The 14,723-nt window shown below is 58.8% G+C and carries 15 protein-coding genes; 9 read left to right on the top strand and 6 right to left on the bottom strand.

The features are described from left to right. Positions 1-18 precede the first annotated feature (18 nt). Positions 19-1,869: a cation:proton antiporter gene (locus tag ACN0WW_RS11090; protein ID WP_417612403.1), complete on the top strand. Its 1,851-nt coding sequence runs from the start codon at positions 19-21 to the stop codon at positions 1,867-1,869. Between the two features lie 6 nt (positions 1,870-1,875). Here ACN0WW_RS11090 and ACN0WW_RS11085 read toward each other — a convergent pair whose 3' ends face one another. Then, complete coding sequence (locus ACN0WW_RS11085; RefSeq protein ID WP_417612401.1) at positions 1,876-2,556, bottom strand: YggS family pyridoxal phosphate-dependent enzyme; 681 nt, start codon at positions 2,554-2,556, stop codon at positions 1,876-1,878. A gap of 35 nt (positions 2,557-2,591) precedes the next feature. On the opposite strand from ACN0WW_RS11085, the gene ACN0WW_RS11080 reads away from it, so the two are divergent. Further along, positions 2,592-3,167 (top strand): thiamine phosphate synthase, encoded by a 576-nt coding sequence (locus tag ACN0WW_RS11080; protein WP_417612399.1) that lies wholly within the window; start codon positions 2,592-2,594, stop codon positions 3,165-3,167. An 8-nt stretch (positions 3,168-3,175) separates the two neighbouring features. On the opposite strand, the gene ACN0WW_RS11075 is transcribed toward ACN0WW_RS11080, so the two are convergent. Next, on the bottom strand, positions 3,176-3,913 hold the full coding sequence (locus ACN0WW_RS11075; RefSeq protein ID WP_417612397.1) for a hypothetical protein: 738 nt from the start codon (positions 3,911-3,913) through the stop codon (positions 3,176-3,178). A 345-nt stretch (positions 3,914-4,258) separates the two neighbouring features. Here ACN0WW_RS11075 and ACN0WW_RS11070 point away from each other — a divergent pair, with 345 nt between their 5' ends. From ACN0WW_RS11070 to ACN0WW_RS11045, 6 genes are all read left to right on the top strand, one after another. After that, entirely contained in the window at positions 4,259-4,708 is a 450-nt protein-coding gene (locus ACN0WW_RS11070) for a DUF3576 domain-containing protein (RefSeq protein WP_417612395.1), read from the top strand. 27 nt (positions 4,709-4,735) lie between these two features. Next, positions 4,736-7,318, top strand: coding sequence for a leucine--tRNA ligase (gene leuS, locus ACN0WW_RS11065; RefSeq protein WP_417612393.1), 2,583 nt, complete (start codon positions 4,736-4,738; stop codon positions 7,316-7,318). Next, entirely contained in the window at positions 7,315-7,836 is a 522-nt protein-coding gene (gene lptE / locus ACN0WW_RS11060; protein ID WP_417612391.1) for an LPS assembly lipoprotein LptE, read from the top strand. Before leuS ends, lptE begins: the two co-directional genes overlap by 4 nt. Next, complete coding sequence (holA, locus tag ACN0WW_RS11055; protein ID WP_417612389.1) at positions 7,833-8,864, top strand: DNA polymerase III subunit delta; 1,032 nt, start codon at positions 7,833-7,835, stop codon at positions 8,862-8,864. The genes lptE and holA overlap by 4 nt, the downstream gene beginning before the upstream one ends. A 101-nt stretch (positions 8,865-8,965) precedes the next feature. Next, on the top strand, positions 8,966-9,364 hold the full coding sequence (gene msrB / locus ACN0WW_RS11050) for a peptide-methionine (R)-S-oxide reductase MsrB (RefSeq protein ID WP_417612387.1): 399 nt from the start codon (positions 8,966-8,968) through the stop codon (positions 9,362-9,364). An 87-nt stretch (positions 9,365-9,451) separates the two neighbouring features. Then, on the top strand, positions 9,452-11,590 hold the full coding sequence (locus ACN0WW_RS11045; protein ID WP_417612385.1) for a transglycosylase domain-containing protein: 2,139 nt from the start codon (positions 9,452-9,454) through the stop codon (positions 11,588-11,590). 10 nt (positions 11,591-11,600) lie between these two features. Here the strand turns inward: ACN0WW_RS11045 and ACN0WW_RS11040 are convergent, their stop codons facing one another. From ACN0WW_RS11040 to ACN0WW_RS11030, 3 genes are read right to left on the bottom strand one after another with little or no spacing between them, the layout of a single operon-like run. Then, positions 11,601-12,347, bottom strand: coding sequence for a M48 family metallopeptidase (locus ACN0WW_RS11040; protein ID WP_417612383.1), 747 nt, complete (start codon positions 12,345-12,347; stop codon positions 11,601-11,603). Further along, a complete protein-coding gene (locus ACN0WW_RS11035; protein ID WP_417612381.1) occupies positions 12,334-12,780 on the bottom strand; it encodes a YcgN family cysteine cluster protein in 447 nt (148 codons plus the stop codon). The genes ACN0WW_RS11040 and ACN0WW_RS11035 overlap by 14 nt, the downstream gene beginning before the upstream one ends. Then, positions 12,768-13,385, bottom strand: coding sequence for an SCO family protein (locus ACN0WW_RS11030; RefSeq protein WP_417612379.1), 618 nt, complete (start codon positions 13,383-13,385; stop codon positions 12,768-12,770). The genes ACN0WW_RS11035 and ACN0WW_RS11030 overlap by 13 nt, the downstream gene beginning before the upstream one ends. Positions 13,386-13,499: 114 nt before the next feature. Here ACN0WW_RS11030 and ACN0WW_RS11025 point away from each other — a divergent pair, with 114 nt between their 5' ends. Next, positions 13,500-14,153: an ankyrin repeat domain-containing protein gene (locus tag ACN0WW_RS11025; protein WP_417612377.1), complete on the top strand. Its 654-nt coding sequence runs from the start codon at positions 13,500-13,502 to the stop codon at positions 14,151-14,153. Between the two features lie 7 nt (positions 14,154-14,160). On the opposite strand, the gene ACN0WW_RS11020 is transcribed toward ACN0WW_RS11025, so the two are convergent. Next, complete coding sequence (locus ACN0WW_RS11020; RefSeq protein WP_417612375.1) at positions 14,161-14,679, bottom strand: MmcB family DNA repair protein; 519 nt, start codon at positions 14,677-14,679, stop codon at positions 14,161-14,163. Positions 14,680-14,723: the final 44 nt, after the last annotated feature.

The raw sequence follows: 14,723 nt of genomic DNA, 5'->3' as shown, positions 1-14,723 counted from the left end.
ACCCGCCAAGGATAGAATATGGAACTAGTAGATTCCCTGATGGTGAAGATCGCGCTGATCGGCTTGCTCGGTATCGGTGCCCAATGGATCGCGTGGCGAACCGGTCGTCCGGCCATCGCGCTGATGCTGATCGTCGGCATTATTGCCGGTCCGGTGCTCGGTATCATTGACCCCGCGCGGGACTTTGGCGCGTTGCAGGAACCGATCATCAAACTGGCGGTTGCGGTTATTCTCTTTGAAGGCGGCCTCAGTCTGAACTTCCGCGAATTGCGACAAGCGGGCGGCGCGGTGACCACGATGGTGCTTATTGCCGGTCCGATCGCCTGGGGTCTGGGGACTGCTGCAGCCCATTATGGCGCTGGCCTCTCCTGGGAAATTTCTGCGCTGCTCGGCGGCATCATGATCGTTACGGGACCGACCGTCATTGGCCCAATGTTGCGCACGCTGCGCGTCCCTTCACGGGTCCGCAATATCCTGAAATGGGAAGGCATTGTGAACGATCCGATCGGCGCGCTGCTCGCGGTCGGCATCTATGCCTATATCACCTACGAAGGCGCCAACGCCAATATCGCGGTCATCAGCATGGATGTGCTGGCCGCCAGCTTTATCGCCGGACTGATTGGCGCCGGGCTTGGCTTTGCCGTCACCTGGCTGTTTCCCAGAGGACTGGTGCCGGAATATCTGAAGGCACCATTTCTGCTGGTCACGGTTATCGCGGGCTTCGTGATTGCTGACCTGATCAAGCACGAAACCGGATTGATCACGGTCACGGTCATGGGCATCGTCATGGGCAACCGGCAGATCTATTCGAGCCAGGCGCTATACCGGTTCAAGGAAGATCTGGCGGTCCTGCTCATTTCCGGCGTGTTCATCATCCTGTCGGCAACGCTGGACTGGGAAACGGTGCAGCAGTTCCGGCCACAATTTGTCATCTTCCTGATCTTGCTGCTGTTCGTCGTGCGACCGGTGTCGGTGCTGATTGCGCTGCTGTTCAGCTCCGTGCCCTGGCGCGAACGCTTGTTTATCGCCTGGATCGCACCGCGCGGTATCGTCGCGGTCGCGATTACCGGCCTGTTTGCGATCCGGCTGGTCGACTATGGCATGCCGGGCGCGGAAGCGCTGGTCCCGCTCAGCTTTGCGGTCGTCATCGCGACCATTTTCGCGCACGGTTTTTCCGCCTCCTGGGTTGCCGAGCGGCTGGGGATTTCGGAAGGCAAGGGTGAGGGCGTCCTGATCGCGGGCGCCAATCGCTGGTCAATCGCACTTGGCAAAATGCTCAAGTCGCTCGATATCGATGTGCTGATCACCGACAACAGCAAATTTGCCTTGCGCCGCGCGCGCAGCGAAGGGCTCGAAACCCGCCATGGCGATGTGCTCGAAGAAGCGCATGACGACAATATCGATATGGGCGAATATCAGCATCTGATCGCCGCGACCGACAATGACAGCCAGAATCAGTTGATCACCGCCGATCTCGGCCCGGAAATGGGCTATGAGCAGATCAGCCGGCTGGCCAATGACGGCACCAGCAAAAGCCGGGTCGGCCATGGTCGGCTATTGTTCGAATCCGGTGCCGATTTTGGCACCCTGCTCGATCGTGATCTCGCCGGATGGCGCTTCAGCAAGACCAATATCACCGAGAAATTTACCGCCGAAGATTATCGCAAAAATCTGGAAGAAGGCGAAGAGCCGCTTGCCGTGTTCAAACCCGACCGGCGGCTGCTATTCTTCGCAACCGACGCCCGACCGGTGATCGAGGACGGTGATATCGTGATCAGCTATGTCGCCGCCGATACGCCGGAAGAGCGCAAGGCTGATCGCGCGGCCAAGGACAGCGAGAAAAATGGCGACAAGAACGGCGACAACTGACGCCGCCTAGGCCGGGCGTGGACCGAATAGAGCGGTGCCCACCCGGACATGCGTCGCGCCAAGCTTGATCGCGGTTTCAAAATCTCCTGACATGCCCATGCTGAGCTGCTTCAGATCGTGGTCACCCGCCAGTTTCGCGAGCAAGGCGAAATAGGGTGCCGGGTTGGCGTCGTCGGGCGGCACCGCCATCAGGCCGATCACCGACAAGCCATATTCGCGCGCCTGTTCCAGCAGTTTCGGAACAGCAGCAATATCACAGCCGCCTTTCTGCGGTTCTTCTCCAATATTGACCTGCAGAAAACACGGAATCTTGCGGTCCTGGCGGTCCATTTCCTTGGCCAGCGCCTTGATCAGCGAAGGCCGGTCGAGGGAATGGATGCAATCGAACAGCGCCACCGCGTCCGCTGCCTTGTTTGATTGCAACTGACCGATCATATGCAGCTCGGCCTCCGGATAGTCATCCCGCAAGGCGGGCCATTTAGCCGCCGCTTCCTGCACTCTGTTTTCGCCAAAGATGCGATGGCCTTCCTCGAGCAGCGGCCGAATCTCATCGCTGTCGCGGGTTTTCGATACTGCGATCAGCGCAATGTCGGACGGTCTGCGGCCCGCAATCCTTGCGGCCTTTTCGATCTTGCCGATTATCTCTTTGCGTGCCGTATGTGCCAAGTCTGAGTCTCTCTCTGTCATTCTCTTTCGTCAAGCTTGCGTCTATAGGCTCGCTTATGTTGCGAGACCAGCCCTGCCCCCAGTCACCGACGCCGCAGAAGGCAGTGTTGCCCCGGATCTGGCTATTCACCGACGAACGCAACGATGCCCGGCTGGACGATGCGATCATTCGATTGCCGCGCCATAGTGGAATAATCTTTCGCCATTATCATTTGCCGGAGGATGTTCGAAGAGCACGGTTTGATGATGTCAGACGGCTGGCGCGGCGGCATGGTCATCTGGTCTTTCTGGCGGGATCCGCAGCACTGGCCAAACGTTGGCGCGCCGACGGCCTACATGGCAATGCCGATCGGCGAGCGGCCAAGAGGGGCTTGCTGCACAGTGCACCGGTTCATGATGCCAGGGAAATCCATCGGGCGAATCGCGCTGGGGCCGACCTGTTTTTCCTGTCTCCCATATTTGCAACCCGCTCACACCCCGGCCAGCGCCCGCTCAGCCCGTTGCAGGTCAAGCGGCTCGCCACACTGTGCGACGGCGAAGTCATATTTCTGGGCGGCATGGATCGAAAGCGCTACCGGAGGCGCAAAAACGCCCTAGCCTACGGATGGGCCGCGATCAGTGCTTTAAGCTGAATATGATTTTAGAAGCGGAACTGGGTTCCGACATAGACAGCCTGGCTATCCTGACGATTGTCGGTCAAGGGTGCCATCCGGTCGCGCTCGTTGTTGATGCGAACACCGGCCGTCACGTCAAGGTTGCGCGTGAGCGAGTAGCTGCCACCCACATCCAGCGTATAATCTTTCTGGCTGGCATCCAATGCCCGCGGAGTCGCATTAATCGGCGCGGTGGCATCAATCGACATGCGTGTATTGAAACGGCTCTTCTTGCCCGAATCTTCATCGGTCATGGAGCGTCCGGCACCAATTTCGGAGAGATCAGGAAGATTGCTGCCCAATTTCTTCACCGGAATAGCAAAGCTCTTCAGACCTTTTGCAGTCCCCAGGCTGTAAGACACCGGCGCAATTTTTGCGGCGGTTACGACACCCGATCCAGGCGCAGCGGCGAGGATATTTTCACGGATCGAAACGGCATCTGATTTCTGGCGGACGACAACGGTTACGGACCGTTCCCCATCGCGCATCCCACCCGAGGGAGTGAATTTGAAGCTGGCGTTGCCGCGCAAGGCGCTCAGATCATATTTTGCAACGAGGTCAGGATCAGCACCGGCTACGGTAAAGGAACCAATGGATCCGAGGGTTTTCAGCGATACCGTCATGTCATCGCCGGACAAGACTTTCGCCAGAGCAGGGGTCATGGCAAGACCGGAGATCGCGAGTCCCGTCGCTAACCAACCGAAATTACTGACCTTTTTCGTCATGACGACACTGCTTCCCCTTTATTCGGCCTTCGATATAACAAAATCCGTTGATCTGCACGAGTCAACATATTGTTTTCGTCCGATTTTCGTAAACTAGCGCGTTTCTGTTGCACTTGGGTTACGCTTTTGTCCGGACATTTTTCCATTATAGCAAAAAAAGATGAACCGAAGATGATTGTGCCAATATTCAACCGCGGTTCAGCAGCCCTTACACAGAGCCAAACATGCGCTTATGCTTGCCCCTTTCGGCAAAGCATTTATAGAGAGCGCTAAATGCTATCGCGTCCGGAACAAATCCAGCGAAAAAGATTTCGTGCCGGCGCAACATACAACCAGGAGCGCTTCATGTCCCGCCTCAAACCATCTCTCTTTCTGCGATCCGCGACCGCCAGCCTGCTAGCATTGTCCTTGCTTTCCGCTTGCGGTGGCAGGGAGCGGCCGCAAGCCGACCTGGCTGCATCGCAAGTCACTACGATTGGCGTTAACAGCTATTTGTGGCGCGCGTCGCTGGATGCCTTGTCGTTCATGCCCTTGACCCAGACAGACAGCAATGGCGGCGTGATCCTCACCGACTGGTATGTGAATCCGCAGAATCCTGGCGAGCGGATGAAAATCAACGTCTCGATTCTGGATCAGGACCTGCGCGCCGATGCGCTTCGCGTTGGGGCATCACGGCAGGTCGCGAGCAACGGCACATGGGTGGATGCGCCGGTCAAGGCCGCGACCACACAGAAGCTCGAGCAGATCATCCTCACCAAGGCCCGCGATCTGCGGCGCGGTGCGATCACCAACTAATTTTCTCTACCATATAACGGGGCCGCAATGACCGATCAGCGATTCAATCCACTGGCGGCGGACAAACGCTGGCAAACGCGCTGGGCCGAATCGCGCGTCTTCGAAGCGGATGACGCGAGCAGCAAGCCGCGCAGTTACGTCCTTGAGATGTTTCCCTATCCGTCGGGCCGCATCCACATGGGCCATGTCCGCAACTATACGATGGGCGATGTGCTCGCCCGGTTCCGGCGGATGCAGGGCTATGAAGTGCTGCACCCGATGGGCTGGGACGCATTCGGCATGCCGGCCGAAAATGCCGCGATGGAAAAGAAAGTCCATCCCGGCGAATGGACGAGAGCCAATATCGACTCGATGCGCAGCCAGCTGAAGACGCTGGGCTTTGCCTTTGACTGGAGCCGCGAACTGGCGACCTGCGACCCGGACTATTACGGCCAGGAACAGGCGCTGTTCATCGACCTGTTCGAGGGCGGGCTGGTCTATCGCAAGGAATCGGCGGTCAACTGGGATCCGGTCGACATGACCGTGCTCGCCAATGAACAGGTGATCGACGGCAAGGGTTGGCGATCCGGTGCTCCGGTCGAGAAGCGCAAGCTCAGCCAGTGGTTTCTGAAGATCACCGATTTTGCCGAGGACCTGCTTGCCGGATTGGGTGAGCTCAAAGCATGGCCCGACAAAGTGCGGCTGATGCAGGAGAACTGGATCGGCAAGTCGCAGGGGCTGCAATTTCATTTCGCTCTGGCGGAAGCCCAAGGCGATATCGCGACGGTAGAGGTTTTCTCCACCCGCCCGGACACGATTTTCGGAGCCAGCTTTGTCGCTCTGTCAGCCGACCATCCGCTGACGCAGCAGTTGGCCAGCCAGAACAGCGCGCTCGCGGCCTTCGCCGAAGAGTGCAAGGCAGGCGGCACTACGGCTGCTGAACTCGAGACGATGGAGAAAAAGGGTTTCGATACCGGCCTGACCGTCGTCCATCCGCTGGATCCGGACTGGCAGCTGCCCGTCTATGTCGCCAATTTTGTGCTGATGGATTATGGCACCGGTGCCGTATTCGGCGTGCCGGCGCATGACCAGCGCGATCTCGACTTCGCCCGCAAATATGACCTGCCGGTCAAACGTGTGGTTTCCGATGGCGATGAAACCGCCGCGGAATTCGCCGGTGACGACGCCTATACCGGTCCCGGCACAATCGTGAACAGCGCCTTTCTCGACGGGATGACGATTGAGGACGCGCAACCGACGGTAATCGACCGCGCACAATCGGAGGGTTGGGGCAAGGCCCAGACCACCTGGCGGCTGCGCGACTGGGGCGTTTCGCGCCAGCGCTATTGGGGCACACCGATTCCGATCATCCATTGCGATGACTGTGGTCCGGTGCCGGTTCCGAAAGACCAACTGCCCGTCGTACTCCCCGAAGATATCGATTTTGAAACACCGGGCAATCCGCTGGAGCGGCACGCAACGTGGAAGCAGGTCGATTGCCCGAAATGCGGCAAAGCGGCGCGGCGCGAGACCGATACGCTCGACACGTTTGTCGACAGCAGCTGGTATTTCCTGCGCTTTGCCAGCCAGCCGGACGACCGCCCCTTTGATCCCGACGTGGTCAAGCAATGGCTGCCGGTGACGCAATATATCGGCGGCGTCGAACATGCGATCTTGCATCTGCTCTACGCGCGATTCTGGACGCGGGCACTGGCGAGTATCGGCAAGCTCGACTTTACCGAGCCATTTGAAAGCCTGTTCACCCAGGGGATGGTCACGCACGAGACATATTCAAGTATGCACTATTCTATGGCGGGTGCTCTGGACGATAACGGGCAGCCCATTTCCCAGATAACTTACTATTCTCCCGACGAAGTGGAGCGAAAACAGGACAGTGCCTTTCTTATTGGTGGTGGGAAAGAAGTCGATATCGGTCGCATCGAAAAAATGTCGAAGTCGAAGAAAAATGTCGTCGATCCCGATCCGATCATCGAACAATATGGTGCCGATGCAGTGCGTTTCTTCATGCTGTCCGACAGCCCGCCAGAACGTGATCTGCCCTGGTCAGAAGCCGGCATTGAAGGCAGCTGGCGCTTCATGAACCGGCTGTGGCGGCTGTTCATTTCCGTCGCCGATGAAAGCGGGGCACCGGATGCCGAAGACAAGGCGCTCAAACGCAAGTTGCACCAGACCATTGCCGGGGTAGCCGACGATGTCGAGGCGCTGTCGTTCAACAAGGCGGTCGCCAAGATTTTCGAACTGGTCAACATGATCGAGAAATCAGCGCCTTCTGTCGACCGCAACGATGCCATCCGCACGCTCTCCCGCATTGTCGCACCGATGGTGCCGCATATCGCTGAAGAAGCGTGGGCCCTTTTTGGCGAAAGCGAACTGATCGCCAAGGCCGCATGGCCCGAGGTCGACGAAAGCCTGCTGGTCGAGGACGAGGTCACCATTGCCATTCAGGTGCGCGGCAAATTGCGCGACACGATCACCGTCGCCAAGGGCAGCAGCAAAGAGCAGCTCGAAGCGCTTGCTCTCGCCTCCGAGAAGGTGCAGCGTAGCCTCGACGGAGCAGAGGTGAAGAAGGTGATTGTCGTGCCCGATAGACTTGTGAATATCGTGATATGAGCAACATGATCGCCCGTATCGGCCTGTTGGTGGTTTTGTCGGCTGCGCTTGCTGGCTGCAATTTGCGGCCGCTCTATGCTGGCGGCACCACCGGCGTGGTTGCCCAGGAACTGGGCCGCATCGAGATTGAGCCGATCGCCGGCAAAGCCGGATGGCTGACGCGCAATGCGCTCAAGGATCAGCTGGAAACATTTGACGGCCAGCAGCCGAAATACCGGCTGACGGTGGCGCTCGATGACAAGATCGCCGGATTCGGCGTGCGCAGCGATGACCGGATCACGCGTGAGCGCAGAACGCTGCGCGCGCGATACCAGCTTATCCGGCTTTCGGATTCGGTTGTTGTTCTGGACGCCACAGCCGGCTCCGATGCCGGGATTGATGTGGTATCTTCGGAATATGCAACGCTGGCTGCCGAGGACACCGCTCTAGAGAATCTCGCGACCCGCGTCGCCAACCAGATCGTGACCCGAATTTCCCTCTTTGCCAGAACCGAGGCCAGCGCGCCGCCCGGCCAATGAAGGCAAAGCCGGAAGATATTGTCAGGCGCTACCAGGCCGCTGCCGATAGCATAAGACTGGTTCTGCTTTGCGGCCCCAATGTCACCCGCTGTCAGGCGCTGGTCGAAGAACTGGTGAAGCCGCTGGCGCAATCCGCAGAGCGAGTGGATCTGACGATCGCCGATATCAGCGACAGTGCCGGGCGGCTCAACGACGAAGCCAATTCGGCTTCGCTGTTCGGGGACAAGCGCTATCTCGTCTTGCGGTTGAACAGCGGCGAAGCGGTGAGGGCGACGGCGGCCATCGAAAATTTGCTGGCGAGCGAAACCGCCGGTGACCCGGTGTTTGTTGTCGCCCCCGGCATGGGGGACAAAACCGCGCTTGCCAAAACCATCACCAGCGCGCCCGATGCCCTGATCGCCACTTGCTACGAGACGACGGCGCAGGAGGCAAGCGCCGCCATTCTGGCCCTGGCCAAGACCGAGGGGCTGCAGTTGAGCCGGGAAATGGCAATGGAAATCGCCGCCTTGACCAGCAATGATCTGGTGCTGGCCCGGATGGAAGTTGAAAAAATCGTGCTATATCTGGACGCGACCCCGGACAATCCGCAGATACCTGATGCGGACATATTGCAATTGCTCGGTGCGGAAAATGACGAGGAGGATATCAATCTGCTGATCCAGGCGGCGCTCAATGGCGATGCGCCCCGCTTGGCACAAGAAATCGCTGCGGCACGCGCTCAGGGTATCAGCGAGATCGGCCTGATCCGGATCATGCTGCGCCATCTTTCGAAGCTGGCAGAGTTGCGCAGCAAGGTCGACAAGGGCGGCAATATCGATTCGGTCGCCGGCCATCCGAGCGTATTTTTCAAGGAACAGAAACATTTCAAACGCCAGCTGCGGATATGGTCATCGGCCCATATCGCGCGCTTGATCGAACGGGTCCTGCAACTCGAGATCGCAATGAAAAGCAGCGGCCAGCCCGATCAGGTGCTGCTCGAGGAAGAATTGCTGCTGATTGCCCGCAAGGCGGCCAGCACGCGCGCCTAGCCGCGGAATTATCCCGCGATCGGTGGACAGCGCAGCGCATCGGGACCAGTCTCTTCTCCACCTCTCTTGACCGGTCGCGCTCAACACCCCATTTAAACAGCATGGAAAAAACGATATTGAGCGACGAACAATGGCGGCAAAAACTGTCGCCGGAACAATTTCATGTGCTACGCGAAGCCGGCACCGAGCGACCGTTCACCGGAGCCCTGAACACCGAATATCGCGACGGCGAATTTTTCTGTGCGGGTTGCGGCAGCAAATTGTTTGAATCAGAAAGCAAGTTCGACAGCGGCTGCGGCTGGCCCAGTTTTGATGCACCCGCCGATTCAGACGCGGTGACCCAGATTGAAGATAATAGTCTGGGTATGCGCCGCGTCGAGATACGCTGTTCGACCTGTGACGGCCATCTCGGCCATGTTTTCGAGGACGGCCCGACCGAAACCGGCCTGCGCTATTGCATGAATAGCGCTGCAATGGCCTTCGAACCCAAGTCAGACTGATTTTTACGGTGCTTCCGCGTTCAGCCTGCAGTAAGGCGCCAAAACGCTAGAAAATCTGAAAATCAGTATTTGGTGGGGTGGATCGATATGCCGCGGGCTAAAAAACGCAAAAACAAGCAAGGGCCGGTGCGAACATGGCTGTGGCGGATCACCAAGATCGGCCTTGTCGCAGGTTTTCTTGCGGCCATTGCGCTGGTGGTCGCGGTTCTGGTTGTCCGCTCTTCTCTGCCCGGCTTTGAGGATCTGAAATCCTCGCCCAACGGCCAGATGATCCGGGTACTGGATGTGAACGGCAAAGAGCTGTTCTCGATGGGCCCCAGCTATGGCGAATGGCTGGAATATGACGAAATCCCCGACGTCATGAAAGACGCGATGATCGCGGTGGAGGACCGTCGCTACGCGAGCCATTTCGGCGTCGACCCGATCGGCATCGCCCGTTCGCTACAGGTCAGAATGCAGCGCGGTCATTGGGCCCAGGGCGGATCGACCATCACCCAGCAGCTGGCCCGCAACATATTTTTGAACAACAACCGGACCTTTGGCCGAAAAGGGCGGGAGATCCTGCTCGCGCTGGCGATGGAACGTAAATTCTCCAAGCAGCAGATTCTCGAACTCTATCTGAACAAGGTCTATTATGGCGGCGGTGCCTACGGCATTGACGCAGCCTCCCGGCGCTTCTTTGCGCACAGCGCCCGCGATCTTGACCTGGCCGAGGCGGCGATCATCGCCGGTCTGGTCAAGGCTCCATCCCGCTACTCTCCCACAGCAGACGCCAAGGCCGCCATCGGCCGGGCCACGGTCGTTCTGGAAGTCATGCAGGACGCAGGCGCGATTACCGCTGCTGAAGCGGCACAGGCCAACCCCGCATCCGCGAAGCTGGCACCCGAGCCCCGGCAGAACAGCGTCCGCTATTTTACCGACTGGGCCTTGCCGCAGCTCGACTTGCTGATCGACGAGACGGTTGAGCCGATTGAAGTCTGGACGACGCTCGATCTCGGGATGCAGCGGGCGGCGACTACGGCGATCCTGTCTCAGGTGCCGGCCGGTGCACAGGGTGCCCTGGTGGCGATTGACCGCGACGGTGCCGTGCGCGCAATGGTCGGCGGCACAGACTATGTGACCTCCAATTATAACCGCGCAACCCAGGCGGTTCGTCAACCCGGATCGGCATGGAAAGTGTTCGTCTATATGGCGGCCCTTGAAGCCGGCTACACCCCGGACGATACGGTGACCGACGAGCCGATCACGATCGGCAACTGGACCCCGCGCAACAGCGGTAACCGCTACGCCGGGGACATCGATGTCCGCACTGCATTTGCCTTTTCCAAAAATACCGTCGCGGCGGCCATCGGCAACGATATCGGAACCTCGTCGATCGCGAACATGGCGCGGCGTTTCGGGATCACAACGCCGATCGACACCAATCCGTCCATGGTGCTCGGCACCTCCGATGTGCGGGTGCTCGACATGACCCGAGCCTTTGCTTCGATCAGCGCCAAGGGCGTGGCGATAACCCCGTTTGGCATTACCAAGGTGCAGACGATGAAGGGCGATATCCTCTACCAGAGTAAATTTGACGGCAGCCGCGTACTGGTCGACCCTTGGGTGGCGGCTGGGATCACCGATCTGATGCAGACCGCCGTCGCGACCGGAACCGGACGAGCCGCCCAAATCGGCCGACCGGTCGCCGGCAAGACGGGGACAACCAGCAGCAACAAAGATGGCTGGTTTCTGGGATTCTCCAGCGGGCTTACGACCGGCGTCTGGATGGGCCGCGACGATGCGAAGCCGGTTGGCGGGCTACAGGGAGGTCGCGCTCCGGCCGCTGCCTTCGCCCAGTTCATGAAGGTCGCTGTTGCCAACCGAAAAGTAGAGAAATTCGATACCGAGCTGGTCTTGCCGGAATGGCAATTGGAGCCCGATGAAGGCGAATTGTTCGGCGAGCCCGAAAACGGTATCTACGTGGACGAAAATGGCATGCCGATCGAAACCGGTCAGGGCACCGAATATGATCTCGAAGATGGCGAAGCCGCAGATAATCCCAGACTCGACCAGGAATGGATCGACTCGGTGCTTGGCCGCGGCGGCGACCCCTCGCCCAGAAAGCCGGAGCCTAGCCCGGCCAGAAAAACGGAACCCGCGCCGGAGAGGAAACCGAAACCACAGCCGCCGCAGAACCAGCCCGAATCGCTAATTCCTGAAGGCGCCTTGGCAGGACCGCAGTAAAAGATCTGTCTCAGTCGGCGAGCGGCGGCTGGCGGTCGGCTCCCACCATGTGCAAGCCACGGCCATGCGCCTTCAGCCAGTGATCCGCGACCCGGCGGTCCGATTCAAAGATGTCGTCGAGCAGAGCGTAAAAGCGGGGGCTATGGTCCATATGCGTCAGATGGGCCACTTCATGGGCCACCACTGACCGGCGGACGTGCGGTGGTGCCATGACCAGACGCCAGCTCAGCCGGATCGACCGGCGACCGGAACAGCTGCCCCAGCGCCGCCGCGCGTCGCCCACTGCCAGTCGCGGGAGGTCGGTACCGGCACGAGCGCAGTAATATTCCAGATCTTCCGCAAAAATCGTGCGGGCCTGGGACCTGAGCCAGCGAAGCATACGCGCCTCGACATGTTCGACCGGCCCGCCCAGCCGGATTTCTTCATCCACTACCATTGGCGTGCGGGCAAATTCTGGCGACCAGCGTATCACATAGGGCTCGCCCAGATAGGCAATCTCGCCGCCGTCCCTGACTGGTATCGGTGGCACGGCTTCGGCGAAGCGGGCGTTGAGCCAGTCGGCTTTGGACTGCGCAAAGCGCAGCGCCTGCTGTTCGGATGCGTAGGTCGGCAACGTCAGGCGGACCACGCCCTTGACCGTATCTGCCGAAACAATGATGGATCGCGCCTGTTTCGACCGGCGCAACTGCAGCGGATAACGGACTCCGTCGAGATTGATGGCCAGTGCTTCCGGACCCGATCCGCTAAAAAGGCGCATCGATGATATGCTGTTCTAGCGGGCCTGCCTTGCTTTCAGGTATCACCTTGCCACGGACGGATTGGCCGGCCGCATGAATGGATTCGCGGTCGCCGGAGACCAGATAATGCCAGGACGGCAAGGGCAGATTGCGGGCGCGCAATTTATAGGCGCAACTATCTGGCAGCCAGTCAAATTCCTCGAGCTTGTTGCGGGTCAGCCGCACGCAATCGGGGACATGAAACTTGCGGTGGCGATAGTCGCTGCACTGCGCATTTTGCAGGTCGAGCAATTTGCAGGCAATATTGGTCATATAGATCTGACCATCATCCTCGTCTTCGGCTTTCAGCAGGCAACATTTGCCGCAACCGTCACACAAGGCTTCCCACTGCCCCCGATCCAGCGACTCCAGTGGCGCTTCCCAAAACCGCTCAGCGGAGTCTAGCGCACCCATCGGTTAATTTCGTCCGCAACTTGCTGGGGCGTCCCGTCAAATGGCAGCAGCGCCAGCGGTTCGCCTTTCGGACCGAACAAATAGGCCTGCCGACTGTGGTCGACCAGATATTCGGTCGATCCTTCGTCCTTGCGGATGTCGTAAATGATCAGATATTTTTTGGCGACATCGGCAATTTCCTCGGGGCTGCCGGTCAGGCCGATCAGCCGCGGATGAAAAGCAGACACATATTGCTTGAGCACCTCCGGCGTATCGCGCTGCGGGTCAACCGAGATAAAGATCGGCTGGATTTTCTTCGCCAGATCGGGATTTTCTTTTTCCGCCTGCTTCAATCCCAGCATGATATTGGCAAGATCGATCGGACACACGTCGGGGCAATAGGTATAGCCGAAATACATGATGCGATATTGGCCATCAAACTGTTCGTCCGAAACACGGTCGCCGTCCTGATTGGTCAGAGTGAAAGAGCCGCCAATCTTGGCTCCGGCAAGCGGCGGTGCAGCATCGGCTGAACCATTCCCGTCGGACGCGGGATTGCAGGCGGCCATCAGTGTCAGTAAACTGGCCGCCAGAACGATTTTTGCAGTGTTGATGATATTGTTCATTACCGGGCCAGACATGGTCTGCTAGTGGATCAATTTCAACAGATAATTGATAAACGCTGCCAAAGCAGCGCATAGGGGCGACGGTTGACCGAATTAATGAAATGGGGCGAATACATGTTCAGTAGCAATTCTCCAACGACAGGCGGCAACGGCAGGTGGCAGATTTACCTGCGTTATGTCTTGATTGCGGTTGCGGCCATATCCTTTGCCGCTCCTGCTGCGGCGCAATTTTCGGACAGCTATAATTTTCTGAAAGCGGTTGATGACCGGGATGGCGAGGAAGCCAGCAAGTTTCTCAACCGGCCAGGATCGGTGATCGTCAACACAAGGGACAGCTCTTCCGGGCGGGGTGCCTTGCATATCGTCGTCGAACGTAAAGACCGCACATGGCTGGCCTTTCTACTGCAGAAAGGCGCCAACCCGAATATTCGCGACAAGGAAGGGCTGACTCCGCTGATGCTGGCGACCCAGCTTCGATTCGTGGACGGCGCCAAGATCCTGCTGGCGAAGAATGCGGACGTGAATGATACCAATAAACAGGGCGAAACGGCCCTGATCAGAGCCGTGCAGCTCCGGGATTCCGAATTGGTCCGGCTGCTGCTGGCAAACGGTGCCGACCCGGACCTTCCCGACACGCTCGCCGGCATGTCTGCAAGGGATTACGCAAAGCGCGACCGCCGGGCTGCGGCTATATTGGCCGAAATCGAGAAATCCGACGCCGACAGAAAACCGGAAAGCAACGAACGGTTCTTCGGACCGGAAGGCTAATCCTATCTCAATAGTCGCCTGGACCGCCAGGAGCAGCATCAGGACTGATCCATCCGTCGAAGATCGCTGCCCTTTGCATGGCACGGCGCGCCAGCCGCATCGTCTCCGTTTTGCGTCGTGCCGGCGCTAGCGCCCTGGTCGCGGCTGGACGGACCATTTCAGCGTCATAGGCATCGGCAATGATCAGGCCGGTCCGTTCGGGCAGAAAATCTGCTCCATTAACCGGTGAGGCATCGAATCCGACCGGGAAGGCCCAGTAAAAGCGGTCACAATATTCCAGATAATCGGTCCATTTCGCATCACCGAGCAAGTCGCTACGGGCGACCTTGATCTCGACGATGACAATCTGCCCCTTGGCGTCGATGCCCATCAGATCGGCACGCCGCCGGTTGCGTAAACTGACTTCCGGCAACACCATGATATCGTGGCGCAGAAACATACGGGCGACACCGCGGGCGACCGCCTGGGCCCCCGTAAGCTCACCGACTGCTGTCAGCAAACCAAGCGAATCATTCGTGATCGTCATGCGCTATCGCTAGAACAAAAAAAGAACAAAATAAAGGCCCCCGG

It is taken from the genome of Parasphingorhabdus sp. (assembly GCF_048269865.1).
Lineage (GTDB): Bacteria > Pseudomonadota > Alphaproteobacteria > Sphingomonadales > Sphingomonadaceae > Parasphingorhabdus.
The sequence above is the reverse complement of the archived record's forward strand: the minus strand, read 5'-3'. Positions and strand labels throughout refer to the sequence as shown.

What these genes read in the sequence shown, in the direction of transcription:
- ACN0WW_RS11090 (WP_417612403.1), top strand. Translation starts at nt 19, where the DNA reads ATGGAACTAGTAGATTCCCTGATGGTGAAGATCGCGCTGATCGGCTTG.
- ACN0WW_RS11085 (WP_417612401.1), bottom strand. Translation starts at nt 2,556, where the DNA reads ATGACAGAGAGAGACTCAGACTTGGCACATACGGCACGCAAAGAGATA.
- ACN0WW_RS11080 (WP_417612399.1), top strand. Translation starts at nt 2,592, where the DNA reads ATGTTGCGAGACCAGCCCTGCCCCCAGTCACCGACGCCGCAGAAGGCA.
- ACN0WW_RS11075 (WP_417612397.1), bottom strand. Translation starts at nt 3,913, where the DNA reads ATGACGAAAAAGGTCAGTAATTTCGGTTGGTTAGCGACGGGACTCGCG.
- ACN0WW_RS11070 (WP_417612395.1), top strand. Translation starts at nt 4,259, where the DNA reads ATGTCCCGCCTCAAACCATCTCTCTTTCTGCGATCCGCGACCGCCAGC.
- leuS (WP_417612393.1), top strand. Translation starts at nt 4,736, where the DNA reads ATGACCGATCAGCGATTCAATCCACTGGCGGCGGACAAACGCTGGCAA.
- lptE (WP_417612391.1), top strand. Translation starts at nt 7,315, where the DNA reads ATGAGCAACATGATCGCCCGTATCGGCCTGTTGGTGGTTTTGTCGGCT.
- holA (WP_417612389.1), top strand. Translation starts at nt 7,833, where the DNA reads ATGAAGGCAAAGCCGGAAGATATTGTCAGGCGCTACCAGGCCGCTGCC.
- msrB (WP_417612387.1), top strand. Translation starts at nt 8,966, where the DNA reads ATGGAAAAAACGATATTGAGCGACGAACAATGGCGGCAAAAACTGTCG.
- ACN0WW_RS11045 (WP_417612385.1), top strand. Translation starts at nt 9,452, where the DNA reads ATGCCGCGGGCTAAAAAACGCAAAAACAAGCAAGGGCCGGTGCGAACA.
- ACN0WW_RS11040 (WP_417612383.1), bottom strand. Translation starts at nt 12,347, where the DNA reads ATGCGCCTTTTTAGCGGATCGGGTCCGGAAGCACTGGCCATCAATCTC.
- ACN0WW_RS11035 (WP_417612381.1), bottom strand. Translation starts at nt 12,780, where the DNA reads ATGGGTGCGCTAGACTCCGCTGAGCGGTTTTGGGAAGCGCCACTGGAG.
- ACN0WW_RS11030 (WP_417612379.1), bottom strand. Translation starts at nt 13,385, where the DNA reads ATGAACAATATCATCAACACTGCAAAAATCGTTCTGGCGGCCAGTTTA.
- ACN0WW_RS11025 (WP_417612377.1), top strand. Translation starts at nt 13,500, where the DNA reads ATGTTCAGTAGCAATTCTCCAACGACAGGCGGCAACGGCAGGTGGCAG.
- ACN0WW_RS11020 (WP_417612375.1), bottom strand. Translation starts at nt 14,679, where the DNA reads ATGACGATCACGAATGATTCGCTTGGTTTGCTGACAGCAGTCGGTGAG.